Source organism: Hymenobacter montanus (assembly GCF_014699115.1).
In the GTDB taxonomy this organism is placed as follows: Bacteria; Bacteroidota; Bacteroidia; order Cytophagales; family Hymenobacteraceae; genus Hymenobacter; species Hymenobacter montanus.
The window spans coordinates 203,153-227,033 of sequence record NZ_JACXAD010000002.1 but is presented as its reverse complement, the minus strand read 5'-3'; the positions used below and the strand labels follow the sequence as shown (position 1 = coordinate 227,033).

The following is a 23,881-nucleotide window of genomic DNA, read 5'->3' as shown; positions in this document are numbered from 1 at the left end:
GGGGGGTGGGGTAACACGAAATGAACAAACCCAACAAAGTACTCATCCTTGGTTCCGGCGCCCTCAAAATTGGCGAGGCCGGGGAGTTCGATTATTCCGGCTCGCAGGCCCTCAAGGCGCTGAAGGAGGAAGGCATCCGCACCATCCTCATCAACCCCAATATTGCCACCGTGCAGACCTCCGAAGGCATGGCCGACGACGTGTACTTCCTGCCCGTGACGCCCTACTTCGTGGAGGAGGTCATCAAAAAGGAGCGGCCCGATGGCATCCTGGTGGCGTTTGGCGGCCAAACAGCCCTGAACTGCGCCGTGGCCCTGTACCGCGCCGGCGTGTTCGAGCAGTATAACGTGCAGGTGCTGGGCACGCCCGTGCAGAGCATCATCGACACCGAGGACCGGGATATTTTCAAGGACAAGCTCGACCAGATTGGCGTGCTCACGGCCCGCAGCGTGGCCGTGACGACCATGGAGGGCGCGCTGGCCGCCGGCGAAACCATCGGCTTCCCCATCATCGTGCGGGCCGCCTTTGCCCTGGGCGGACTGGGCAGCGGCTTCGCCAATAACATGGACGAGCTGCGCGCCCTGGCCCGGCAGGCGTTCACGACTTCGGACCAGATTCTGGTGGAAGAATCGCTGAAGGGCTGGAAGGAAGTAGAGTACGAAGTGGTGCGCGACCAGTTTGATAACTGCATCACGGTCTGCAACATGGAAAACTTCGACCCCATCGGCATCCACACCGGCGAGAGCATCGTGGTGGCCCCGTCGCAGACGCTGAGCAACCGCGAGTACCACAAGCTGCGCAGCATCGGCATTAAAACCATCCGGCACCTGGGCATCGTGGGCGAGTGCAACATTCAGTACGCCCTCGACCCCGTTTCCGAAGATTATCGCGTGATTGAGGTGAACGCCCGCCTCTCGCGCTCGTCGGCGCTGGCCTCGAAGGCGACGGGCTACCCGCTGGCCTTCGTGGCCGCCAAGCTGAGCCTGGGCTACTCGCTGGCCGAGCTGAAAAACAGCGTGACGCAGACCACTTCGGCCTTTTTCGAGCCCGCTCTGGACTACGTGGTGGTGAAGCTGCCGCGCTGGGACCTGGGCAAATTCTCGGGCGTGAACCGCCAGATTGGCTCGGCCATGAAGAGCGTGGGCGAGGTGATGGCCATCGGAAAATCGTTCGAAGAAGCCATCCAGAAGGGCCTGCGGATGCTCGACACCGGCAAGCGCGGCTTCGTGGCCAACCGGCCCGAGAACGTGGACCAAGACACGATTGACCAACTGCTAAGCGAGCCCAACGAGGAGCGCATCTTCGCCATCAACAACGCCTTCGAGGCCGGCTACACGCTGGAGCAGGTCCACCAGCTGACGAAAATTGACCACTGGTTTTTGCAACGCCTGTTCACCATTTTCGAGCTGGGCCAGCAGCTGGCCGCCGGCCGCGCCACCGGCCTGGACGCTCTGGAAACCAATCTGCTGCGCGAGGTCAAGAAAGCCGGCTTCTCGGACCAGCAGATTGCCGTGCTGCTGCTGGGCGAGGGCGACGTGAAGGCCGATGAGCTGCTGGTGCGCGCTCGCCGCAAGGCCCTGGGCGTGCGGCCCGTGGTGAAGCAGATTGATACGCTGGCCGCCGAATTTCCGGCCAAAACCAACTACCTCTACACCACCTACCACGGCACGGAAAACGACCTGGCCCGCGAAACGGCCAAGTCCATCGCCGTGCTGGGCTCGGGCGTGTACCGCATCGGCTCGTCGGTCGAGTTCGACTGGTGCGGCGTGCAGGCCGTGCAAACGGCGGCTGAGCAGGGCTACAAAACCATCCTCATCAACTACAACCCCGAAACCGTTTCGACCGATTACGACGTGAGCGACCGGCTCTACTTCGAGGAGCTGAGCTTTGAGCGGGTGATGGACATTCTGGATTTCGAGCAGCCCGGCGGCGTGATTCTGAGCACCGGCGGCCAGATCCCCAACAACTTAGCCACCCGCCTGGAGCAAGCCCACGCGCCCATTCTCGGTACCACCGCGGCCAGCATCGACGAAGCCGAGAACCGCCACAAGTTTTCCCGCATCATGGACGAGCTGGGCATCGCGCAGCCCCGCTGGAAAGAGCTGACTTCGCTCGAGGCCATGATTGCGTTTGTGCAGGAAGTCGGTTTCCCGGTGCTCATCCGGCCCAGCTACGTGCTGTCGGGCGCCGCGATGAACGTGGTCTCTAACAACTTCGAGCTGGAGCAATTCCTGAAAGCCGCCAAGGCCGTGAGCGCCGAATACCCGGTCGTAGTGTCGGAGTTTATCCAGGAAGCCAAGGAAATTGAGTTGGACGCGGTGGCCGATAAGGGCGCGATTGTGAGCTACGCCATTTCCGAGCACGTGGAGTTTGCCGGCGTGCACTCCGGCGACGCCACCATGTACTACCCGCCCCAACGGGTGTACGTGGGCACCATCCGCAAGCTGAAAATCATCGCCGAAAAAATAGCCAAGCGCTACCAGATCAGCGGCCCGTTCAACATCCAGTTTCTGGAAAAGAACGGCGAAATCCGGGTGATCGAGTGCAACCTGCGCGCCTCCCGCAGCTACCCCTTCGTGTCGAAAATATCCGGCAACAACCTCATCAAAAAGGCCACCCAGGTGCTGCTGGGCCAGCAAGTCGCCCGCGACGAAAGCGAGCGGGTCTACGACCTGCCCTTCGTGGGCGTGAAGGCCCCGCAGTTCTCCTTCACCCGCCTGCCCGGCGCCGACCCCGTGATGCGCGTCGACATGGTATCCACCGGCGAAGTAGGCTGCCTGGGCGACACCGCCGAGGAGGCCCTGCTGAAATCCATGCTGAGCGTGGGCTACAAAATCCCGCAGAAATCGGTGCTGATTTCCGGCGGCCCCATCACCTCGAAAGTGGCCTTGCTCGCGGCCTCCCAGCAGTTGGCGAAACGGGGCTACACCCTCTACGCCACCCAGGGTACCCACCGCTTCTTCGCCGAAAACCGCGTGCCCAGCAGCCTGCTCTACTGGCCCGACGAACTACAGGAGCCCAACGTGCTGACGTATTTAAAGGAAAAGAAAATCGACCTGGTAATTAATATCCCGAAGAACCTCTCCAAAGGCGAGTTGGATAATGACTACAAAATCCGTCGTACCGCCGTGGATTCCGGCGTCCCGCTGCTCACCAACGCACGGCTAGCCAAGGCGTTTATTCAAGCCTTCTGCACGCTGGAAATGAAGGACTTGAAAATCAAGAGCTGGAACGAGTACAAGGCAATGTAGCGCGGACTTTGCAGTCCGCGCCTGGCTCGACATTACGCAAAGCCCAGACTTACCAGAGCGTTGGGAACTGAAGCTCCAACCGTACCCGATTGCAACAAAAAGCCCTAAGAGCGTGTAGGGAAAGTCCCCGAACGATCCTGCTGAGCTTGTCGAAGCCAGCTAGAGCAGGTCGTTTAAGAGGCAGCTCTACTACTTCCCCTACACGCTCTAAGAGCCTGCTAGATTTAGAGCTTCTGAATGCTTGCCCTGCTTGAATAGGCCAGAAACGGCTATTCTTCACAGTCAGCTAAGTAAGCCTGCAGCGGCAAAAGGCCCTTTCAAAGCCGCGTAAGGTATTTCAAAACATTAGGGTTCGCTGATTTTTAACAGGCTCTGAATTAGAAAAACAAATTAATGAACATCATCTCCAAAGACATTCAAAAGGCGGTTGAAATTCTAAATAAGGAAGAGCTAGTTGCTATACCGACGGAAACTGTTTACGGCCTGGCGGGCAATATCTACAGTGAAAAAGCTGTTCGCAAGATTTTTGCAATGAAAAATCGCCCCTTATTCAACCCGCTAATCGTTCATATTCACAGCATCCATCAGCTCGACGAATTTGTTAGTCACGTTCCCAGCAAAGCCCGGTTGTTGGCGAATACTTTTTGGCCAGGTTCTTTGACAATGGTGTTAAAGAAAAAACCCCAGGTACCTGATTTAATCACCGCTGGCAAAGACTCGGTGGCGGTAAGAATCCCGAATCATCCCGTAACCTTGGCTTTATTAGAACAATTAAATTTCCCCCTGGCTGCGCCCAGCGCAAATCCTTTTGGCTGCATCAGCCCAACCACGGCAAGGCATGTGGAAGAATATTTTGGCAATAAGCTCCAGATGGTTCTTGATGGAGGGAGTTGCCAGAATGGCATCGAGTCAACCATTATCGGATTTGAACACGATGAACCGGTTGTGTATAGGTTGGGCGCAATTTCGCTTGACGAGATAGAAAAAGTAGTGGGACCTATTGCCATTAAAAACAAGAGTGAGGCTGCTCCTGAGGCACCAGGCATGCTTGCGAGGCATTATGCGCCTACGACCACTACTTATCTGGCAGCGAATGTAGAAGAGGCTATCAAATCGTTTTCAGATAAAAAAATCGGCCTACTGCTTTTTTGCGATAAAGTAGATGCTCCCCAAGTAGTGCATCAGGAAGTATTATCGCAGAATGCTGACTTAAAAGAAGCCGCCGCTAATTTATACGCTGCTTTGCATCTCTTAGACAAACTAAATCTGGATATAATTATTGCTGAGCGCTTGCCCGATGTTGGCTTGGGAAAATCAATAAACGACCGCTTAGAACGGGCAACCAAAAAATGAATCACTGCTAATATCACCAGATACCAATGCATTTTTTCAGCAACCGGAAACTTGTCATCGCCACGAAGCACCGCAAGGAAAAGGTGATTGCGCCGCTGTTAGAAGCAGCATTAGGAGTGAGCTGCTTTGCAGCGGAAGACTTAGACACTGATGTCTTGGGCACTTTTACGGGGGAGATAGCGCGCGCGCTTGACCCGGTGGCAACCGCCAGGCGCAAATGCCTGATGGCAATGGAACTAGCTGATTGCGATTTGGGCGTAGCAAGCGAAGGCTCTTTTGGGCCTCACCCCTCCATGTTTTTCGTAAGTGCCGATGACGAGCTGCTAATTTTCATTGACAAAAAGAATAATTTCGAAATTATAGTGAGGGAATTGAGTACCGAAACGAACTTTAACGGCCGAGAGGTTAAAACGGAAGAAGAGCTTTTGGATTTTGCTCTTTCCGCTCAATTCCCATCTCACGGCCTAATCCTTCGCAGAAAAAAAGATGATAACCACGATGTTATTAAAGGCATTACGGATGTAAAACAATTAAAAAAAGCATTTTATAGCCTGATAAATATCTCTAATTCCGTCTACGCTGAAACGGATATGAGGGCATTGTACAACCCCTCCCGGATGAAGGTAATTGAAGCGGCAACCCATAAATTAATAAGCAAAATAAATTCTACCTGCCCCCAATGCAGCAAGCCGGGCTTCGGACCCACAGATGCTAAAAGAGGATTAGCATGCAGTTTGTGTGGTTTACCGACCAATTCGATCGTAAGCTACATTTACGTTTGCCGGTATTGTCAGTACACAACCGAAGAATTGTATCCGCATAAAAAAACCGTCGAAGACCCGATGTATTGCAACTATTGCAACCCTTGACGGGAACGAAATTTCTCAGCTTAAGATGAGAAGGGAGAAATCATAGCTGCTAATACAGTTTAGCGTATGTGGTGGGTAACCTCAACAACCACATTGACGTGCCGTTGACTTTATTCCGCCTGCGAGCGAACAAGCACGACTTTGCCGTGCTTGAGATGGGCCAACCACCGGGGCGAGATTGCGGAGGATTGCGCCTACACTTAACCGACCCACTTCCTTTGGGGGGAGTGCTACAAACTACAGTGCGGAGAAGTAAGAGCAGGTGTCCACGAACCCAAAAACTGCACTAGTCGCCAAACTCGGCACAATGGCCCGTCCCGACCGACGTTAGCAAATCCAGGCTACTGCTTGGTTACGCGCACCGTGGCGGAGGCACCTTCGCTGTCGATGCGCACCAGGTAAAGTCCCGGCGGCTGAGTAGCTAGGGGCACTTCCGCGCGTTGGCCAGAGCCGTCGGGGATGAGCGAAACGGTACGCAGCGGGCGGCCCAGCGCGTCGAGCAGCGTGGCGGTGGCGGGGCGGCGCGAGGCCAGGCGCAGGTGGAGCCCATCGGTGGTAGGATTGGGCCAGGCACGCAGGTTGGCAGCCAGCTCGGCGCGGCGGGTGCTGGTGATGGTGTTCTGGAGCCGGGCCACGAAAATATCGCGGACGTTGCTGGGCTGCGTGAACAGCGGCAGACTGCCGTCGGCGGTGAAGGGCCCACCGGTGAAGTAGCCCGTCAGTAGCACGTTGCCAGCATTATCGGGCGCCACGCCGTAGCACAGGTCGTCAGCGGGGCCGCCGAGGCGGCGGATCCAACGCAGGGCGCCAGCCGCCGAGTACGAGGCGATGATGGCATCGGAGGAGCCGGCCGAAGTCGCGCTCTGCGCCGGGCCGGTGGGCGTGCCGGCCGGGAAGCTGATGGTTGCCTGGAAGTAGCTAAGCGCGTAGATGTTGTTCTGGTTGTCGGCCGCGATGTTGATGCCCGTGTCAAGGCCCGGCCCACCAGCCGGGCGCGTCCACTGAATGGTGCCCTGGGGCGAATATTTTACTACTACGACGTCGCGGTTGCCGGCCGTAGTTGTCAATTGCACCGAGTCGGTGGGCGTGCTGCGGAGGGTCAACGCGTCGTTGAAGTACGTCATTAGGTAGATGTCCTTGCGCCGGTCGGTGCAGATGCCACGGCCGATTTTTATGCCCGGCCCGTAGCCCACACGGCCCCAGAGCGGCGTGCCCTCGGCATCGTACTTCACCACGAACACGTCGGCCGAGGTGGAGCCGGCCCGCACGATGAGCGGGGGGCGGCCAGCCGCGCCGTCAAACGTGGCCCGGCCCCGAAACGACCCCGTGACCAGGCAGGCTCCGGCGCGGTCCACGGCAATGGCGCGCCCGACGTCCGCCTCCGTCGCGCCGCCGCGTCGGGCCCAGAGCAGCGAGCCGGCCGGGCTATACTTGGCAATGAGCACGTCGGTGTTGCCCGCACTGGTGAGGGTCGCGCTGCCGCCCCCCAGGGTGGGCGTATCCCGAAACTCACCGGTGATGTAGGCGTTACCCACCGAATCGGTGGCCACGGCGTAGCCACTTTCGGCCGAGGTGCTGGCACTACCAATGCTTACGCCCCAAAGCAGGGTGCCCGCCGCATCGTACTTCACCAGAAAAATGTCGTCGGCGCCGGCGCTGGTCAGCACGGGCACGGTACTCGGCCCCGTCGACCCAAAGCTGGCCGCGCCGGAGAAGGAGCCGATGACGTAAGCCCCGCCCTGGGGGTCGAGGGCGACGCCGCCGGCCTCTTCGTTGCCGGGCCCTCCACCGCGGTGCGCCCACAGCAGCGCGCCGGAGGGCGCATACTTAGCCAGGAATACGTCGGCGGTGGGGGCGGTGCCCGAGGCGGGAGCCGTGCTTGTGAGCGTAACCTGCCCCATATCGGTGGGCCCGAACGTGGCCGTGCCCCGGAACAGACCGGCTACGTAAGCATTTCCCGCGCCATCAACGGCCACGCTGCGGCCTTCGTCGGCCGCCGGGCCGCCCGCCGGCTGGTTCCATTGAAACGTCTGGGCCTGGGCTGGCCGTAGCGCCGCGCTGGTGAGGAGACCAGCGAGTAAGCATGTTTTCATGAAGGTAGAAATAGCGTGGAAGATTGCCCTAGCATGGCTGGCTTTTCAGGATACGCGGCCACCCGCAGCTCAGGCTGGTAGCAAATATCAGCATCGCGGGCCGGTATGCGCAGCCGAAAGGGTAAACGGTGGTTGAACGCTCCCCGGTCCAAGTGGCTTTTGCCGGCTACTACCGCAGCCGAGCGCCGGTCTGACCTACGCATTCGGCAGATGGTAGCCGCATCCTGGGGAAAGCCCAAGGCCGAGAACCGATATTCCGCTTGGCATATCAGCCCTCCAGCGGGATTATAGCCTTACTTGGTTCGTCGTTGCTCACGGGGGCAGGGCTGGCAAGGTTAGGGAAATGGTCGAAAGACTAAAACAAACCGCCGAGCTGCTTTTTAAGCAATTTCAATTCGAGGTTGGCCAACCGCCGCGAAGGAAAACAGCAGCGAAAACGGCTAGCTTCGGAAGCTCCAGGATTGGACGCTTCAGCCGGTTATTGGAGTCCTCGCAGCGGCAAAATCAGCCGCTCACCCAGCGCCAAGCCTTGTTCGCAATTGTTAGTAGAATAATTAAGCTAGGGAGTAGAATTTCAGAGATATAGTATGTACATTCGCCCTGTTAAACAAGACAAATCTAATACCGACAATAGTTATGCGTTTCTTCTCCTCCCCCGCTTGTACATTATTTTTGGTTTTCTTATTGTCATTTCTTGCGGGCAAGGTTCCGGCCCAGGCTGCCTATACCAAAGCATTGGCCGATCAATCCGACAAAAGCAGTCGGGGCCCTTCGCCCCGGGGGGAAGGACGCATGGTGTTGTCGGGCAAAATCACCAATCCGTCCGGCCCCTTACCCGGGGCGGTGGTCATCCTGACCAGCACGAAGCAGATGGCGGTGACCAACGCCGCCGGCGAGTTTGAGTTTGTGGTACCCGCTCACTCGGGGCCGTTGCGAGCCCGGGTGACCTACGCCGGCTACGCCGATGAAACGCTAATCCTAAACTCCTCCATCACAAAATCGACTACTAATCTCAGCAATGCCAAGGTAATTGTAGTGGCCCGCAAGCAGCGGCTCAAGGCCTACCGCAAAACCGCTCAGAAACAAATCAAGCACGACCTTAAGGCGGTGCACCGCAAGTTCAAATAGCGTTTTTTTCTTTGACCACACAATGCCCCGGCGCCTTGATGGCCCGGGGCTTTTTTGTGAGCAAGCTTATTGGACGAAGGTATGGGTAGCCTACGGCTGGCAGCGGGCCTTGGGGCGTGGCTCAGCTCGGTTTCCAATTCAGGGCCGCTGCTAGTGGGGCCACGACCGGGGTTTGGGCTTCCTACTGCCCGCGGTAGAACCGCTTCGGGTTGAGGTTTAGGGCACGAGCGGCCGCCAGCGCCGCAGTGCTTTGCGGAGCCTGGCGTAGTGCTTCCGCACGAAGGGGGCTTGGTCGTGGCGCTGGTTGTCGGGTTGATGAAGTGAGCTTCATGACAAGAGCAAGGCGCCTACTCCGTTCGGCCCAGACTGGCAGTTCCCTCCAGGATACTCTGTTCGCTACTGCCCTGCTCAATGGCTTAGTTCGTGGGAAAGTTTATCACCTGAAAGAAGAACTTTAAGGTAGGTAAATAGTAGTAGGATATGATGGTACGCACTCTATACTGCTCACCTTATGTCCATACTGGCTCCCTATGGTATACGGTCTACCCGTTCCCCTGTCGCCGCCTCCGGTTGCGTGGAGGTCAGGATTCATCTGCGCATCCTGCCCGGGGCCGCGCGGTTCCCACCTGACAGGGTACCTGGCCTCGATACCCCTCTTTGCATTATTCCGGGGCAGCTGATTCGAGCCGTCAATGGCCCTTTTTGTTTTCTGCCAGGGAGGCGCGCTGGTCCTGGCGGCTAGTTCGCGTCCGTATGCAGCTCATTTTCACCCTCTTTTCCCTCTTTCCCATGCAACAGCGCTAACCCGAACACCCTAGTAACCCAGCAAACGAACTTCTTACCCAAATTTTTCTACCAGATGTCTCCTTTCCTTTGTAGGACAGCCCTTTTGTCTACCAAACAACTGTTCTATTCGCTCGCCCTGACGGCCCTTTCATGGGGCGGTTGCTCGCCGGTCCGGGCCCAGTCCCAACCCGCTCTTCCGTACGAGTGCATTGGGGCTCTAGCGCCCACCCCCGGGGCCCACTGGAAGAACCCCGCCCCATCGCGCCCCGCGCCGGACCTCGTCTTACCGGCGTGCGCCCCACCGTACTTCATTAAAATTAACATTCACTACCTGCTCAACGGCTCCGGGACGGGCAACTTCAACGAAGAAAATGACGGTGGCAGTGCCACCGCGGCCGACTGGCAAAGCGGCAGCCAATGGCTGGAAACCACTGGCAATGGTCCGGTTGGGCAGCCCCTGCCCTATCTGGCGCCCGAGGCCCGCTACAACGGCTACCAGTTTGCCGAGGACATCGTCGCGGCAGCCATTGCGCAAATGGGGATTAACCCCCCAATGCAGCTGCCGGTGGGCAATACCACGCCCAATCTGCCCAAGCCACTGAACTACGTGCTGGGCGGGGTGTACTTCCACCGCGACGACAGCCTGTATAGATATAACCCGGAAGACTGGTACCAATACCCGGACGGGGTGCTAAATCCGGCCCAGTTTAACCAGTTTGGCATAAACAAAACCAATGAGATTAACGTCTTTCTGATGGGTCAGGTAACCAAGCCGTCCATTACCCCGGATTCCCCCCGTTGGATTTACAACACAGGCGGGGCCGCCGCCCTCGGCTTTAGAATCAACAACAACTGGATCAAGCTAGGCAATATCTGGCGGGTGCACCTCATCAGCCGGGCGCGCAACAACGGGGTTGACCCGGATGTAGCGTGGAGCTTTGGCGCGGCGCTAAACCACGAGCTTGGACACCTGCTCAACCTGGCCCACCCGTTCTCGGGCGACAACTGTGCCGATACGCCCGGGGGGATCAGGCCCGACGAAGGTAATAACTTGATGGACTACGGGCAGCACCTCGCCATGACCCCGTGCCAAATCAGCACGGCCCTGGAGAATTTGATTGGCGACTACTACGACTACTATAGCTGCGGGGGCTGTCAGCCGCCCAACGCCTTCTTTACCATGCCGGAATACGTGCCCATCGGCCCAAAGGCCCAGTTGTTTTGCCCCGTGGTGCTGGACGGCCGCGGCAGCTTTGCCGAAACCAGCTACCAGTATTCGCTTACGCCGGTCGACAGCCTTAACGAGCCCGTGGGCCCAGGGGTACTTGGGTCGGGCAGCGGAATGGTAGGCAAAGTGTGCCTCAATGGCTTGTTCCTCCAGCCCAATAGCCGGTACGCCGTCACCCTCACCGTAACGAATAGCTGCGGCAGCAACGCGATGACCAAGTATTTCAGTACCGAACTCCGGGAGGCGGCGGAGGTAGGCCCGGCCCCGGCCACCACCGGGCTGCAGATCTACCCCAACCCGGCCCCGGCCACCGGGTTTACCCTCCTCTCCCCGGCTCTGCCCGCCGAGCCGCCCACCGTGCGCAATAGCCAAGGGCAAGCAGTGGCTTTGGAGCAGCTTGGGCAACGACGCGACGCCGCCGGTTGGCACACCACCTACCGGCTGCAGCAGCAACTGTCGAAGCCGGGCCTGTACGTAGTGGAAACCACCAACGCCGGACAACACTTCGTGCAACGCCTGGCCATCCAAACCGAGTAAGGAACACCCGGGATTGTTACGGGTTGGCCCAAACGAAAAGGCTCCTGCGAAACCGGGAGCTTTTTCATGCGGTCTAGAGCTGCCTAACGAAAGCACGCGCAGAGCCGGAAAAACGCTGGCCCTGCTTTTATGCTTTTAATCAAGTATTCGTTTGATGAACTGTACGTGGCCTAACCTCAAACCCCAAGTCGGTTGCGGGATGGTCGGAGCCCTCACTTCGGAGCCTTCACTCTGGCCCTGCCCCCTAACGAGACCGGTTGCGAGGCCCCCGCAACCGCCTGACCTCGGCCGGGAACGGCACCTCGCTCGGGTCGGGCGAGATGGCAACTCAACGCCCCAGACATCGCCTACGACCAGTCCCACAGGGCCGCCGGAACCAGTAGGAAAGTACCTCGCGTGGTGTAATCATCGGTTAATTAATTCATTATCCGGGTTTGACAGCCGTTATCAGCACCGCGTAGCCGGGCCACAGGCGCCGCTGCCGCACTTGCCGGAAGCCCATCTGCCGCAACGCCCGCCCTAGTGCCGGCCAATCAGGGCCCGCGCTGGCGTAGAGGGGCAGTTCGGCGTGGACGCGGGCCGCGGGCTGCAGCCAGCCCAGCAGGGGCATCAGCAGGGCCATGTACTGCTGAGCAAGCCGGCGCCGCCAACCGGAGTCGGGCAGCACGAACTCTACCAGGGCGACTTCGCCGCCGGGCCGCAGCAGACGGGCCGCCTCGGCGGTCAGGGCCGGGTATTGGGCCGGCAACAGGGTTTTCAGGCCAAACGCGCAGGTAACCACCGTGGCCTGGCCGGCCGGGAGCGGCGTAGCCAGCGCATCGGCGTGGTACAGGTCCAGTTGCCCACCGGCGCCGTGGGCGGCGGCCCGGGCCAGCATGGGCGCCGAAAAATCGACGGCGGCCAAGCGCAGGCGGGGACCGAACCGCTGGTGTAGCGCGGGCCAGAGGTCGGCCCCGCCGGCCATCAGGTCCACTACCCAAACGGGGCCGGTGGCGGGCCCGCGCAGGGCCTGGGCCAGCCGGCGGCGCCAGCGTTTGAGCAAGCCCCCCGAGAGCCACCCACCCCAGCCGTAGGTGAGGGCCATCGCATCAAACAACGCCCGTACTTGCGCCGGCTGGTAGCGGGGCGGCGCCGGGGCCGCGGTTACCGGGCTAGTCATGCGCGTTTTCGGCTTTAGCTTTCAGGGTAGCCAGCACCCGGGTGTGCATGGCATCGAGCAGGTAATCCGACCATAGCTCCCAGTAAGCGCGGGGCCCAATGGCGTGGCGATACACCGTGCGGGCCTCCAACAGCGTGCGGCCACCCGGCAGGGGCCGCAGCCGGAACGTGCCGCTGTCGACCTGAAAGTACCCGTGCAAGTGCGGCGCGTGAATCTGTGGGTACGGGCTCAGCTCGCGCATGGGCGCCGGCATGTCGGGCGCGGGTACGGCAAACGTGAGCGAGCGGCCCGGCTGCCAGTCCACCACCGGCAGGCGGGCCCTGCCCTGCGAGTAATTACACACCAGCGTGGGCCGACCCGTGGCGGTATCCAGGGCAAAGGCGGTGCGGGTCGGGTATACCACCCCCGCCCGAAACCAGCCCGTGGCGGCCGGATAGTCCACCGGCTGCAGCAGGGCGGCCCACACAGCGGCGGGCGGGGCATTTACGGTGAGCTGGGTGGTTACCCGCCGGGGCGCGGCCGGCTCGGGGTGGCGCACCTCGTATTCCTGGGCCGCCGGGTAGAGCAGCACGATCATGAGCATGGGCAGCGGACGTGTGGGGCCGGCCGCGCTCACCAGTACTTCACCAAGCATCGCCCCGAGCAGGGCGATAACAATAGCAAAGGGCAACGCCATCAGCACGCAGATTACGCCCTCGCCCCCGGAGGCGAGCAGCAGGAGCAGCGACACTGCGACGGCCATCACCCCCACTACAGCCCCTGCCACGGACCAGAGGCGCCGGCTAGCCGTCGGCCGGGCCCAATGGTTCAGCATGACCGCCAAGCAACTGCTGATGCCCGGCGACAGGCAAAACACTACCCAGCTGTACGATTCGTAAAGGCCCACCGACAGCCACATCAGGCCGCAGCCTAACAAACCGGTGGCGAGAACGGCCAGGACGGCGCAGGCCCAGGGGTTAGCGCGTAGCTCTGCCCAAGAGGCAAATGATTTTACGGCATGAGGGTCAGCGTCGCCGGGGGGCGGTGGGGTTGTGGGCCGGGGATCTGAGGGATCGGGGTCGGGGTGTTGCGCGAAAGGCTCCATAATTCAGCAGAATAACTACTTGGACTGAAAAAATAGCGGCCGAGCCGACCGCCGGGCATGTTCCTCTAATTCACATCCCTCTACTAAGTCCTACCAGAATTACCTCACCCAACGCGAAGCCCATTACCAGCATCGGGAATGGAAATCCGTCAGGGAAAAGCACGATGGCCACGGATAGCCCGGGTATTCCGACACTAAAACAATACCGTGCCGGCCCCGCCAGGGTCTTTGGTCAGTTGGTAAAAAGTAGTAAAAGGGATATCTGCGAAGCTGGTCACAGCATCTTTCCTGCTTCGATGGGGTTTCAATCGGTCGGGAGCGAGGCGTCGACCAACTCCGACGGACCGTTTGTTTAGCAACTGTCTACCCAGCCTAAGCCCCTGTTCCACCAGGGCATTGCTGACCTGAGCGGGTCTTTTTCGCTGGTTTATCGCGTAAGCTCATGGCCGGGGCCGGGCAGTGCGTTTTATCACGTGAAGAGCTTGATAAACTTGTCCCAGAACCAGCTGCGCTCGGCCTGCATGAGTCGGGTGAGCAGCTTGTCCGACACCGTGGCGAGCTGCTGAATATCCGTGAGCGTGGCGTGGAAGGCACGGTACTCCGCATCGGCCGGGTCGCCGGGGAGGTTAGCCAGCTGGTCGAGCGAACGTTTCATCTGGTCGAGCTCGCGGCGCTTACGAACCCGGATGATGCAGCGCGTAACCTGCAGCATGTCTTTTTCGGCGATGAAGTACTCCCGGCGCTCGCCAGGGCGTAGCTCCTTATAAACCAACCCCATATCGAGCAGCTCGCGCACCGTCATGCTCGCGTTGCCGCGCGAGATTTTCAGCTGCTCCATGAGGTCTTCGGTGCTCAGGGCGCCGGGGCTCACCAGCAGCAGGGCGTGCACCTGGGCCAGGGTCTTGCTCACCCCCCAGTTCGCCCCGGATACGCCCCAGGTGTGCACAAACTGCGCTTTGGCCTCGGCCAGGGTGAGTACGGGCGGAATGTGGTCGGTCGGATTCACGAGGCAGGTAGGTTAGGCGCCGAGCAGGCTTTCCAGGGCCGACGCGCAGGTGGGGTGTTGGAACTCAAAGCCCAGGGCCAGCAGCCGTTGCGGATACACCTTGCGGCTTTTGAGGATTAATTCAGTTTCGGTCCGCAGCAAGAAGGCCCCGATCTCCAGCAGCCATTCCGGCTGGGGCAGGCGAACGAGCGGGCGCAGCCGACGGCCCAGCAGCGCGTTGAACTCCCGGTTCGGCAGCGGGTGCGGCGCGCACAGGTTGAAGGCGCCCGCTTCGTCGGTTTGGGTGGCCAGAAACTCCACGGCGCGGCAAAAATCCGCTACGTGCAGCCAGCTCACCCACTGCTGACCACTGCCCTGGGGCGTGCACAGGCCCCACTTGGCCAGCTTGGCCATCACCGGAAAAGCCCCGCCGTCGCGCCCCAGCACGATGGCCGTGCGCAAGGCTACCTGGCGGGTGCCGGGCGTGGCACCGGCCGCGAACGCGGCTTCCCAGGCCGTGGCCACTCCTTCCGAAAATTCTGTTCCGATAACGCCCGTCGCTTCGGTATTGGCGGGCTGGTCGCCCCGGGTGTCGGCGTAAATGGTGGCTGTGGAGGAGTTGACCCAGACTTGCGGCGGCGTAGCGCAGGTGGCCACGGCCTGGCCCAGCACGCGGGTACTCTCCACGCGGCTGGCGATGATTTCGCGCTTGTTGGCCGCGCTGTAGCGGCAGTCGACGCTGCGGCCGGCCATGTTGACGAGGATGGCCGCTCCTTCCAGCTCAGCGGCCCAGGGGCCCAGGGTGCGGGCATCCCAGTGGAAGTTAGCGGGCCCCGCCGCCCCACCCCGACTGATGACGACCACCCGGTACCCCAGGCGGGTGAAGTGAGCGCGGAGGTGAGCACCCAGGAACCCATTGCCACCAGCGATAACCATTTTGGGCTTGTTCATACGCTCCTGCTCGCTTAGGGTGATAACCAGTCGGCCGGTTCCGGCTTGTTCCCGCTAGACGGGTCAAATGTATCACAAGTTTCAATAATTATTGAAACTTGTGATACATTTTTTTTAGCCGACCGGAGTTGCAGCGATTCCTGAGAGTTGTTACGCAGGGCTTATCTTTTATCCATTGTCGTTTTCCAATCGGTACTTGAGGTCGTTCCGGCTGGGGCCTCAACCTACTATACTAGTCGATGGGCAGGGAGTTGGGAGGGGAAAAGCAAAAGCCTGGATACCTGTTAAGAATCCCCTTACGCAGATTCCCCCAGCTTACCCGCCGCAAGCCAAGAGTGGAATTACCGCTGGATTGATCAAAGTGGTAAGTTGCTTGTAGACGAGTATCTTGGTGGTAGCTTGTAGCCGTCTCACGGTTCGCCCGCTCTTTCTCCCTATGGCTCCCGATCAAGAAGCTCCTTCAGCGCAAGATTCCCCTTTTGGCTCAACCGCCTTCGCCGGGCAAGTAGCCGAGTTGATCCAATTAGTACGCTCGGGGAAGGAGGCTCACATCCAACGAGCGCTGCGCTTAGCCAAGGAATTAGCCAATCCTGCCCCTTTCCAGCAATACTTGGACAGCTTGCTGCCCCTTTACCACCTCGCTTTTGGGCGCCGGCGAAAGAAGTGGGATGCCCCGGCCCTGACTCAGCTATTCCAACTTACCCAACTAAAGGTTCCGGAAAAGAAACTTACTGCCTTGCCCGAAAACCTGGGGGAGTTATATAACTTACAAGAGCTCAGTTGCTATAATAACCAACTACGAGCCCTGCCCGAGAGCATAGCTGGATTGTACAATCTGAAAAGGCTCGATTGCGTTCGTAATCAATTACAAGCCCTGCCCGAAAGCCTGGGACAGCTTCAAAACTTGGAATGGCTCCATTGCTCTCGTAACCAACTACAAGCCTTACCGGAAAGCATAAGGCAGCTACAGAACCTGCAATTGCTTTATTGCGATCACAACCAGCTACCGGCCCTCCCCGAGTGGCTGGGCGAGCTATCCCACTTGAAATGGCTTCATTGCGCTGATAACCAACTACAAGCATTACCGGACAGCATCGGGCAGCTACCCAACCTAGAAGCGCTCTATTGCGAGAATAATCAACTACAAGCTTTACCCGAAAACCTGGGCGAGCTACCCCAACTGCAATGGCTCAATTGCGATTCTAACCAGCTACAAGTCCTGCCCGAAGGGCTAGGCAAGCTCCCCAACTTGCAATCGCTCAAGTGCGCTTCCAACCGGTTACAAGCCTTACCCGAGAGCCTGGGCGGGCTACCCCAATTGCAATGGCTCAATTGCGCTGGTAACCAGCTCCAAGCTTTACCCGAAAGCCTGGGAGCGTTACGAAATTTGAAAGAACTTGATTGCGTATTTAACCAATTGACCTCCTTACCGGAAAGCCTGGGAGCGTTACACAACCTAGAATGGCTCAATTGCAGTAATAACCCACTACAAGCCTTGCCGGAAAGCTTGGGACAGCTCCATCAATTGAAAAAGCTCATTTGCGAGAATACCCAACTGAAAGCCTTGCCGGAAAGCTTAGGCCAGCTACACCAGTTGCAATTGCTCTTCTGCCCTTCTAACCAGCTACAATCCTTACCCGAAAGCATCGGGTTACTACAAAACTTGGGATGGCTCTATTGCGCTGCTAATCAGCTACAAGCTTTACCGGAGAGCTTGGGAGAATTACACAATTTGAAGGAGTTCAGGTGTCACAACAACAACCTACAAGTCCTGCCCGAAAGCTTAGCCGCATTGCCTCAACTCAAACGGCTGGACGCCCGTGCCAATCCCCTCACCCATATCCCCCCGGCCTTACGTCAAAAGCCAGGATTGAAATTACTGGTAGATCAACGAAAGTGATAAGCGACTAAAGCCCCCTCACCGAAACGTCGGACCACCCCGCAGGGAGAAAATGAAGGATTGAAGGCAGGGGCGATCAACTCATCCGTATATGAACTCATCAGCCTAGCTATGATTCCTGACAAAACGTCTCCTTCCGATCAGGATTCCCTTTCCGGCTCAGACACCCTTGCCGGTCAGGTAGCCGAACTGATCCAGTTGGTGCGCTCAGGAGAAGAGGATAATATTCAGTACGCCTTGCTTTTAGCCGAGGAGTTAGGCAATCCAGCCGCTTTCCAACAGTATTTGGGCAGCTTGCTACCCCTTTACCAACTCGCTTTTAGGAGCACTAGCATTATGCTGGATGCCTTTGGCCTTACTGAGCTATTCCAACTTACCCAACTGGAGATAGAAACCGAACTTACCACATTGCCCGAAAGTCTGGGAGAGTTGCAGAACTTGCGAAGGATTCATTCCTATAAGAACTACCTCCAGGCCCTGCCCAAAAACCTGGGAAAGCTGCGGCATTTGCAAGAACTCTTTTGCGCTAAGAATCAACTGCAAGCCCTGCCCGAAAGCCTGGGAGAACTGCACAGCTTGCAAAGGCTTATTTGCTTTCGGAACCGCCTACAAGCCCTGCCCGAAGGTCTAGGCGCGTTACACAGGTTGCAAGAGCTTAATTGCGCTCGTAACCAACTACAAGCCCTACCGGAAAGCCTGGCAGTCTTATACAATTTGCACTCGCTCATTTGCTACTCCAATCAATTAAGAGCCCTGCCCGAAAGGCTGGGTGGGTTACATAACTTGCTACTACTCGATTGCGCTCGTAACCAACTACAAGCCCTACCCGAAAACTTAGCCGGATTACACAATCTGAAAAGGTTCATTTGTTCTTCTAACCAACTGAAAACCCTGCCTAAAAGCCTGGGTGGATTAGCTAAATTGCGAGAACTCATTTGCGCGGATAACCAACTGCAAGCCCTGCCGGAAAGCGTGGGAAAGTTACACAACCTGCAAACGCTCTCGTGCTTTTCTAACCACCTGCAATCCCTGCCGGAAGGCTTGGGCCAGCTACACCAGTTAGAAAAAATCGATTGCGCTGATAACCAGTTGCAAACCTTACCCGAGAGCTTAGCGGCCTTGCCCCAACTCAAACGGCTGGATGCTCGTCGCAACCCTTTGAGCCATATTCCCCCGGCCTTACGCCGCAAGCAAGGGCTGGAGTTACTCGTGGATTTGGATTAACCAAAGTTGTACTACTTGCAGACCAACAATCTCAGTGGTGGCTTATGGTCGTTATTTACGAGTAAAGGATTGTAATGAATCTTTTATTCTATCAGGGGCTGCTGAGTAAAGGAGTTTTCGAACCCATAAAAAACGCCCCTGCCGGGTTCGGATTGGGCTAGCCCGGCGCTGAGCGGCGGTAAAACTCGCGGCGCACCCGGCGCAGGAGCTCTTCCGCCGCAGCTCGGTTCGGCGCTTCGGGCAGGGCTGAGGCCGCAAAGGCGGCTTCGACCCGCTCGACCAGTTGCTCGGCTTCGGCCACCAGGTCGGCGTAGTCAAATTCGCCGCGCCGGATTTGCAGCAGAAATTCCCGGTTCGGGCGGCGCACGTGCAGCTGGCCGGTAGTGGCAATCTCTTCGGCCATTTGTAGCAGGCGGAACACGTGCAGCATGTTTTTAGCGTCGTAGTTTTTGCCGTGCTGTACGGTATTCTGGTAGCGCTCGGCATTGCGCTTTTCCACCCACTCCCAATACTCGCGAAACACGCGGCAATAGGTGCTGTAGCCATTGCGGTTGAACGACAAGTATGCCACTGGCACCTCGCCTTTGGGCACGGCAGAAAGCAGCACGTCCTGCGAGGTCTCGGGGTCGCGCACGAGGCCCCGGTAGCCGTGGCCGCGCTCGGGCGTAGCATCGACGAACAGGGCGTACAAGTCGGTTAGGTGCGGCACTTTAGCCAGGCCACAGCGCGCGGCTTCGTAGCCCTGCCGGGCCAGCCAGGTGGCTACCGGCTGGGCCCCCGCTCCCACTGTCACGTAGCAAAAGTCCAGCACCGATTTGCGGGCCGGCGGCTCGGGATGGTTGATTTTCTTGTTCAGCCCCTTGGCTTTACGAATTTGCGCCACGGCGTACTCGGCAAAGCTCTGGCGGCAGAGCCGGGACAGGAAAGCCGGGCCTTGAAACAGCGCGAACAGCGGGTGCTGGTAAACGATGCAGTCGGCGGGCGTGCCCAACAGCTCGAGCACGGTAGGGTTGTTTTTCAGCAACAGCTCCACGAAGCGGCGCAGCTCATAAAACACCTCGTCGTTGGTGTCGTTGGCTACCTGCGGCACGTAATCAAGCCCGAAAAACTGGTCTTCGGGCAGCACGAACACGCCCTTGAGGTCGGTATCGGAATGCGGCAAGTTGGTCCCGTACGCCCGGCTGCCACTGATGGCTTCGAAGAGAATAAGGTTCTGGCGGCGCAGGTCGGCAATGGTCATACGAAATGCCCGGGCAGCAGTAAACGTTGTAAAATGCCCCGGTAGCCGTAAATGTATAAAGCGCGGTTCTGCCGAGCCGATGCTGCAGCAAGCCAGCCCAAATGAACCCGCTCGGGTGTGCTGGCAATCAACGGCCTTCCCAACGATGCCCGCCAAACGCTCCGAACGGCATAATGAGCTGTGGGAAGAGCTAGGGCTGCGACGAACTGAATGCCTCACTCAATAAACCCCGGAACTCCTGGTCCAACGCCGGTGCCACGTGGCCGGCGCGGGGCACCGGCAGCGTGTCGCGCGCCGCCGTCCCGGCCGCAAATTCCGCCCGCAGAAACTCGGCCAGCGCCAACGGCACGGGCACCAGCGTTTTCTCGTCGGCCGTGGCTTTGGCGGCTAGCAACTGGTCGACCTCAGCCCCTAAGGCGGCCGGCAGCACCGCCCGCAGCGGCGCCAGCGCCATGGGGGGTAGGGTGCCGCGCTCCCGAATCCAGCGGGCGGCCAGGGCCGAGCGCAGGGCGTAGAACAGCCGTTTCAGCCGTACTTCTTCCCCGGCCAGGTCCTCTGCTACCCCGCGCCGGAGCTGGCCCAGGTAGTGGTGCAGGCCGGCTCTGGGGCTGAAGGCCGCCGGCAAGAGGGGCGCCAGCCGGGCCCGAAAATCCAGCGCCTCGTGGTACACCACCGGCGACTGCAGCCACTCAAACAGGGCGGCGTTGCTGCCTCGCAGCAGGCGCAGGGCCTTGCGCAGCTCCCAGCCGGCCAGGTCCAGGTCATCGTTCACGGCAAAGTCGAGGGTGTCGGGGCTTTCGTCCAGCGTCAGGTACCAGTCGGCCGGGTGGCAATAAACGAAGCGCACGTCGTAGTCGGAATCGGTCGACGGAAAGCCCCAGGCCCGGCTGCCCGACTCACAGGCGTACAGGATGCGGAGGCTGCGGGTGGTTTCAAGTTCGGCCAAAGCCGTCTGGATTCGGGGGAGCATAAGCAGTGTAGGTTGCGGCGGACTCCACAAAAGTACCCCGAGCCGCTGCCCCACCCTGTTGGCCCTGGCTAAGTACCCGCAAAAAATAACCGCATCACCAAGCAGTCTGGCTCCACTGGCTTTTAGAGCTTAGAACTTGGAAACTGTTTGAGTTAATAAAAAATCACTTTTGAACGTCCTGCTTCGACCAGCGGACGCCAGATCGAGCATGACCGTTTTTAGGTACTCAAATAGCCTCTTAGACCGAAAAAAGAGCCAGCTTGGGGCTAAAAAGGCGAGGTTCTCAGTTCTAGGTTCTAAGTTCTAGGGCAGCAACTGTTGCAGCAGCTAAGGCAAACCGCCGCTTAGAAAATGTTGGATTATTAATTGGTGCGGCCGGAAGCATTACCACCAAACTGCACTTGCTGAATTAGAAAATCCGACGTGCGGACTGCCTTAGGGTCAAATAGCTCGTTCGCCTTGGCATTGAGGACGTAATAGCGGCCCTGCACCAAGCTGCCGGTGGTCGGAAAGGTCTTTTCGCTGCGCGCCGTGCCCTGCGCGGTAGCCGTAGCCCAATTGTCGGCCGTAGTAAGCTGGCTAATTTGGCCGCTGTCGCTGCCGTTCTGAATCGCCAGCAATTCATTGCGGTCGTTAAGGACGAGCCCATCAACGCCCGGCAAGGCCGCGGTAGCCACGGGTTCGGGGCGTTCGGGGTGGCGCAGGTCAATTTTAAACAGCTTGCCATCGCTCGACTTAGCCACCAGCAGGAAGCCCGCCGGGTGGTACACAATGCCATTGAGGTTGAAGCCCTCGCCCGCAAACGCGTCGTTGCGCACCAGCACCGACGCTTTACCCGCGGGAGTGACCTGCCAGATCTGGGGCGAGAAGCTGTCGGTGACGTAGGCCGTTCCGTCGGGCGCAACGGCCACGTCGTTGGCGAAGTGGCCGCCCGCGCCCAGGCTGCCTAAGTCAATCAGGGCGGTACGCCGGCCGGTTTTCAGGCTATAGATGGCCAGCTTCGCCAGCTTGCCCTGCGTGGCCTGGTCCGTTCGGGTCGAGACGCCGGGGTCGGCCACGCATACTAGAAGCCGGTTACGCTTGGCATCCACGGCCAGCCCAGTGGTCGATACCAACGCTTCATCCTGGATAATGGGTTTATAGGTGCCGCGGCGGTCTACCTGGCCGATGGTGCCATAGTGCAATGAGCTGACGAAAAAGGCGTTGGCAGCGGGGTTGTACGCAATGCCTTCCGGGTAAAGCTCTTTAGACGAAAACGGGATGGACTGGCCGTGGGCGGCGCTGCTGAACAGCAAGGCGAAGCCTGCCAGCCACTGACGGGAGTGAAATTTCATGGTTCTGAGGGTACTGAAGTTTTTGAGAAGCGACGCTGCCAGTCAGCCGGCAGCTGAATTCTTACTTTTTATAGGCCCGCCGAAGCAGGTTCGGCGCGGAGTGCCTCCACGAAGAGCTGGCTCAAGCGGTCGTCGCTGAACGGGTTCTGACCGGTAATCAGCTCCCGGTCCTGCACCACGTTGGCCGACCACTCCTGGGCAATCTGGACCTGGCCGCCCGCGGCCCGTAAGGCAGCTTCCGGGTAAAACAGCATCCGCCCACCGAGCTGCCCGCCCTCGGCTACTTGCTCCTCGTTGGTGGAAAAGATCGTCATCCGATAGCCCCGGTAAGGCCAGCCCTCGGCCAAGCGTTGCGTCGGCTTGTTAGCCACCAAAGCCGCCCGGAACGCCGGGGCTTTCGGATTGGCCGCCAGCAGCGCGATGGGCGCGTGGCAGATTAGAGCAGTCGGCCGGTGCTGGGCGTGAAAGTACCGCAGCACCTGGCCCACCGCTGGGTCGCTGAGCAAGTCAGCCATGGGGGCGTGGCCGCCGGGGAAAAACACCCCCCGGTAGGTGCTTAGCCCATCTTGCACTACCTCGGCTAGCCGCCGGGGGCGTTGCAGCTGCGGCAGGCTTGCCCGCAGCTGCAGCATGCGGCGGTAGCGGCTGGTGTCTTTGCCAAAGTAGTCCGCCGACAAGGAATGCTCGTCGGCCGGAACCGCGTTGCCCTGGGGGTTGGCAAACACCGGCTCATAGCCGGCCTTGATGATGGCCTCGACGGGCGTCATTAGCTCATTGAGGTAATAGCCGGTGGGGTACGTTTTGCCATCGCGCAAGGCAATTTCCCGCGCACTCGACAACACCACCAACACTTGGCCTTTAGCGCTGGCACTCACAGGAGTAGCCGTCGTTTTAGCCGCCCCACCCCTGTCGGACACCCCGGAACCGGAACAACCCACCAGCAACAGCAGCAGGCCCGGCAAATACAATAGCTTTTTCATGAAAGGAATAGGTGGTAGTGGGCCGGTTGTCGGAACAACCGGCCCGGCAATCATAACTAAACCGTACCAGGCGGCCTGCTTATCCGGCGTTCGCGCCCGATGGAGGGTACTTAAGCCGGTACCGACACTTGGGCCAGCAGCTTCGCCAGGGCTTCCCCCACCCCCGGCGCGGAAGCCGGGTTCTGGCCGGTCACCAGCCGTTCCGCCACCTCTACGTGCGCCTGGAAGTTGGGCGACTTGCGGTGGATGGCTCCCAACTCCTTGAGGCGGGTTTCGAGCAGGAAAGGCACTACGTGGTCGAGTTTCACCGCTGCCTCTTCCTCGTCGGTAAACGACGATACCACTTTGCCCTTAACCAGGAGCTCGCCGTTAGCGAGGCGGATGTTGACCAGCCCGGCCGGGCCGTGGCAAACCGCGCCTACGATGCCGCCCCGGTCATAGATGTGGCCGGCAATGCGGGCCAGCTCCTCGTTTTCGGCGAAGTCCCACATGGTGCCGTGGCCGCCGGCGTAGTAAATGGCCGCGTACCGGCTGGGCACCACGCGGGCTGGGGTGAGGGAGTTGTTGATTTTCTGCTGAGCCACGGCATCGGCCACGAAACGGGCATTCACCGGGTCGGTGAGGTTGACCCCATCGGCCGGCGGCTGGCCGCCCTGGGGGCTGACAAAATCAATGTCATATCCCAGATCAGTAAGAATGGCCCAGGGATGCGCCACTTCGGGCAGGTAATAGCCGGTGGGCTGGCCGGTGTCGCCTTTCTGGCCGTGGCTGGTGACGACAAACAATACGCGGGCGGAACTCATAGCGAA

The 23,881-nt window shown here is 59.3% G+C and carries 17 protein-coding genes; 7 read left to right on the top strand and 10 right to left on the bottom strand.

The features are described from left to right. The first annotated feature begins 20 nt into the window (after positions 1 to 20). The 3 genes from carB (at position 21) to IC235_RS02660 (ending at position 5,473) form a co-directional block, all read left to right on the top strand. Positions 21 to 3,251 (top strand): carbamoyl-phosphate synthase (glutamine-hydrolyzing) large subunit, encoded by a 3,231-nt coding sequence (gene carB / locus IC235_RS02670; protein ID WP_191003617.1) that lies wholly within the window; start codon positions 21 to 23, stop codon positions 3,249 to 3,251. A gap of 393 nt (positions 3,252 to 3,644) precedes the next feature. Further along, positions 3,645 to 4,604 carry an L-threonylcarbamoyladenylate synthase gene (locus IC235_RS02665; RefSeq protein WP_191003616.1) on the top strand — a complete coding sequence of 320 codons (960 nt, stop codon included), beginning with the start codon at positions 3,645 to 3,647 and terminating at the stop codon, positions 4,602 to 4,604. A 26-nt stretch (positions 4,605 to 4,630) separates the two neighbouring features. Next, positions 4,631 to 5,473 (top strand): DUF6671 family protein, encoded by an 843-nt coding sequence (locus IC235_RS02660; RefSeq protein ID WP_191003615.1) that lies wholly within the window; start codon positions 4,631 to 4,633, stop codon positions 5,471 to 5,473. A gap of 341 nt (positions 5,474 to 5,814) precedes the next feature. On the opposite strand, the gene IC235_RS02650 is transcribed toward IC235_RS02660, so the two are convergent. Next, positions 5,815 to 7,566, bottom strand: coding sequence for an SBBP repeat-containing protein (locus IC235_RS02650; RefSeq protein ID WP_191003613.1), 1,752 nt, complete (start codon positions 7,564 to 7,566; stop codon positions 5,815 to 5,817). A 684-nt stretch (positions 7,567 to 8,250) separates the two neighbouring features. On the opposite strand from IC235_RS02650, the gene IC235_RS02645 reads away from it, so the two are divergent. Both IC235_RS02645 and IC235_RS02640 read left to right on the top strand, forming a co-directional pair. Continuing rightward, positions 8,251 to 8,694, top strand: coding sequence for a carboxypeptidase regulatory-like domain-containing protein (locus IC235_RS02645; protein ID WP_191003612.1), 444 nt, complete (start codon positions 8,251 to 8,253; stop codon positions 8,692 to 8,694). Positions 8,695 to 9,583: 889 nt separating this feature from the next. Then, positions 9,584 to 11,245: a zinc-dependent metalloprotease gene (locus IC235_RS02640; protein ID WP_191003611.1), complete on the top strand. Its 1,662-nt coding sequence runs from the start codon at positions 9,584 to 9,586 to the stop codon at positions 11,243 to 11,245. 424 nt (positions 11,246 to 11,669) lie between these two features. Here IC235_RS02640 and IC235_RS02635 read toward each other — a convergent pair whose 3' ends face one another. The 4 genes from IC235_RS02635 to IC235_RS02620 form a co-directional block, all read right to left on the bottom strand. Next, positions 11,670 to 12,404 (bottom strand): class I SAM-dependent methyltransferase, encoded by a 735-nt coding sequence (locus IC235_RS02635; protein ID WP_191003610.1) that lies wholly within the window; start codon positions 12,402 to 12,404, stop codon positions 11,670 to 11,672. Beyond that, a complete protein-coding gene (locus tag IC235_RS02630) occupies positions 12,397 to 13,488 on the bottom strand; it encodes an SRPBCC family protein (RefSeq protein ID WP_191003609.1) in 1,092 nt (363 codons plus the stop codon). The genes IC235_RS02635 and IC235_RS02630 overlap by 8 nt, the downstream gene beginning before the upstream one ends. A gap of 469 nt (positions 13,489 to 13,957) precedes the next feature. Then, positions 13,958 to 14,494: a GbsR/MarR family transcriptional regulator gene (locus tag IC235_RS02625; RefSeq protein WP_317173518.1), complete on the bottom strand. Its 537-nt coding sequence runs from the start codon at positions 14,492 to 14,494 to the stop codon at positions 13,958 to 13,960. 12 nt (positions 14,495 to 14,506) lie between these two features. Further along, complete coding sequence (locus tag IC235_RS02620) at positions 14,507 to 15,424, bottom strand: TIGR01777 family oxidoreductase (RefSeq protein WP_191003608.1); 918 nt, start codon at positions 15,422 to 15,424, stop codon at positions 14,507 to 14,509. Between the two features lie 436 nt (positions 15,425 to 15,860). Here IC235_RS02620 and IC235_RS02615 point away from each other — a divergent pair, with 436 nt between their 5' ends. Both IC235_RS02615 and IC235_RS02610 read left to right on the top strand, forming a co-directional pair. Next, positions 15,861 to 17,324, top strand: coding sequence for a leucine-rich repeat domain-containing protein (locus IC235_RS02615; RefSeq protein WP_191003607.1), 1,464 nt, complete (start codon positions 15,861 to 15,863; stop codon positions 17,322 to 17,324). A 111-nt stretch (positions 17,325 to 17,435) separates the two neighbouring features. Next, positions 17,436 to 18,548 carry a leucine-rich repeat domain-containing protein gene (locus IC235_RS02610; protein ID WP_191003606.1) on the top strand — a complete coding sequence of 371 codons (1,113 nt, stop codon included), beginning with the start codon at positions 17,436 to 17,438 and terminating at the stop codon, positions 18,546 to 18,548. 157 nt (positions 18,549 to 18,705) lie between these two features. Here IC235_RS02610 and IC235_RS02605 read toward each other — a convergent pair whose 3' ends face one another. The 5 genes from IC235_RS02605 to IC235_RS02585 form a co-directional block, all read right to left on the bottom strand. Further along, positions 18,706 to 19,788 (bottom strand): DNA polymerase beta superfamily protein, encoded by a 1,083-nt coding sequence (locus IC235_RS02605; protein ID WP_191003605.1) that lies wholly within the window; start codon positions 19,786 to 19,788, stop codon positions 18,706 to 18,708. Positions 19,789 to 19,978: 190 nt separating this feature from the next. Then, a complete protein-coding gene (locus IC235_RS02600; RefSeq protein WP_191003604.1) occupies positions 19,979 to 20,758 on the bottom strand; it encodes a nucleotidyltransferase domain-containing protein in 780 nt (259 codons plus the stop codon). A gap of 362 nt (positions 20,759 to 21,120) precedes the next feature. Continuing rightward, positions 21,121 to 22,092, bottom strand: coding sequence for a gluconolaconase (locus IC235_RS02595; RefSeq protein WP_191003603.1), 972 nt, complete (start codon positions 22,090 to 22,092; stop codon positions 21,121 to 21,123). Between the two features lie 68 nt (positions 22,093 to 22,160). Further along, positions 22,161 to 23,072: a type 1 glutamine amidotransferase domain-containing protein gene (locus IC235_RS02590; RefSeq protein WP_191003602.1), complete on the bottom strand. Its 912-nt coding sequence runs from the start codon at positions 23,070 to 23,072 to the stop codon at positions 22,161 to 22,163. A 110-nt stretch (positions 23,073 to 23,182) separates the two neighbouring features. Continuing rightward, positions 23,183 to 23,875 (bottom strand): type 1 glutamine amidotransferase domain-containing protein, encoded by a 693-nt coding sequence (locus IC235_RS02585; protein WP_191003601.1) that lies wholly within the window; start codon positions 23,873 to 23,875, stop codon positions 23,183 to 23,185. Positions 23,876 to 23,881: the final 6 nt, after the last annotated feature.

Excerpts from the sequence above, each read along its gene's own strand:
- carB (WP_191003617.1), top strand. The coding sequence starts at position 21 with ATGAACAAACCCAACAAAGTACTCATCCTTGGTTCCGGCGCCCTCAAA.
- IC235_RS02665 (WP_191003616.1), top strand. The coding sequence starts at position 3,645 with ATGAACATCATCTCCAAAGACATTCAAAAGGCGGTTGAAATTCTAAAT.
- IC235_RS02660 (WP_191003615.1), top strand. The coding sequence starts at position 4,631 with ATGCATTTTTTCAGCAACCGGAAACTTGTCATCGCCACGAAGCACCGC.
- IC235_RS02650 (WP_191003613.1), bottom strand. The coding sequence starts at position 7,566 with ATGAAAACATGCTTACTCGCTGGTCTCCTCACCAGCGCGGCGCTACGG.
- IC235_RS02635 (WP_191003610.1), bottom strand. The coding sequence starts at position 12,404 with ATGACTAGCCCGGTAACCGCGGCCCCGGCGCCGCCCCGCTACCAGCCG.
- IC235_RS02630 (WP_191003609.1), bottom strand. The coding sequence starts at position 13,488 with ATGGAGCCTTTCGCGCAACACCCCGACCCCGATCCCTCAGATCCCCGG.
- IC235_RS02620 (WP_191003608.1), bottom strand. The coding sequence starts at position 15,424 with ATGAACAAGCCCAAAATGGTTATCGCTGGTGGCAATGGGTTCCTGGGT.
- IC235_RS02615 (WP_191003607.1), top strand. The coding sequence starts at position 15,861 with ATGGCTCCCGATCAAGAAGCTCCTTCAGCGCAAGATTCCCCTTTTGGC.
- IC235_RS02610 (WP_191003606.1), top strand. The coding sequence starts at position 17,436 with ATGATTCCTGACAAAACGTCTCCTTCCGATCAGGATTCCCTTTCCGGC.
- IC235_RS02605 (WP_191003605.1), bottom strand. The coding sequence starts at position 19,788 with ATGACCATTGCCGACCTGCGCCGCCAGAACCTTATTCTCTTCGAAGCC.
- IC235_RS02600 (WP_191003604.1), bottom strand. The coding sequence starts at position 20,758 with ATGCTCCCCCGAATCCAGACGGCTTTGGCCGAACTTGAAACCACCCGC.
- IC235_RS02595 (WP_191003603.1), bottom strand. The coding sequence starts at position 22,092 with ATGAAATTTCACTCCCGTCAGTGGCTGGCAGGCTTCGCCTTGCTGTTC.
- IC235_RS02590 (WP_191003602.1), bottom strand. The coding sequence starts at position 23,072 with ATGAAAAAGCTATTGTATTTGCCGGGCCTGCTGCTGTTGCTGGTGGGT.
- IC235_RS02585 (WP_191003601.1), bottom strand. The coding sequence starts at position 23,875 with ATGAGTTCCGCCCGCGTATTGTTTGTCGTCACCAGCCACGGCCAGAAA.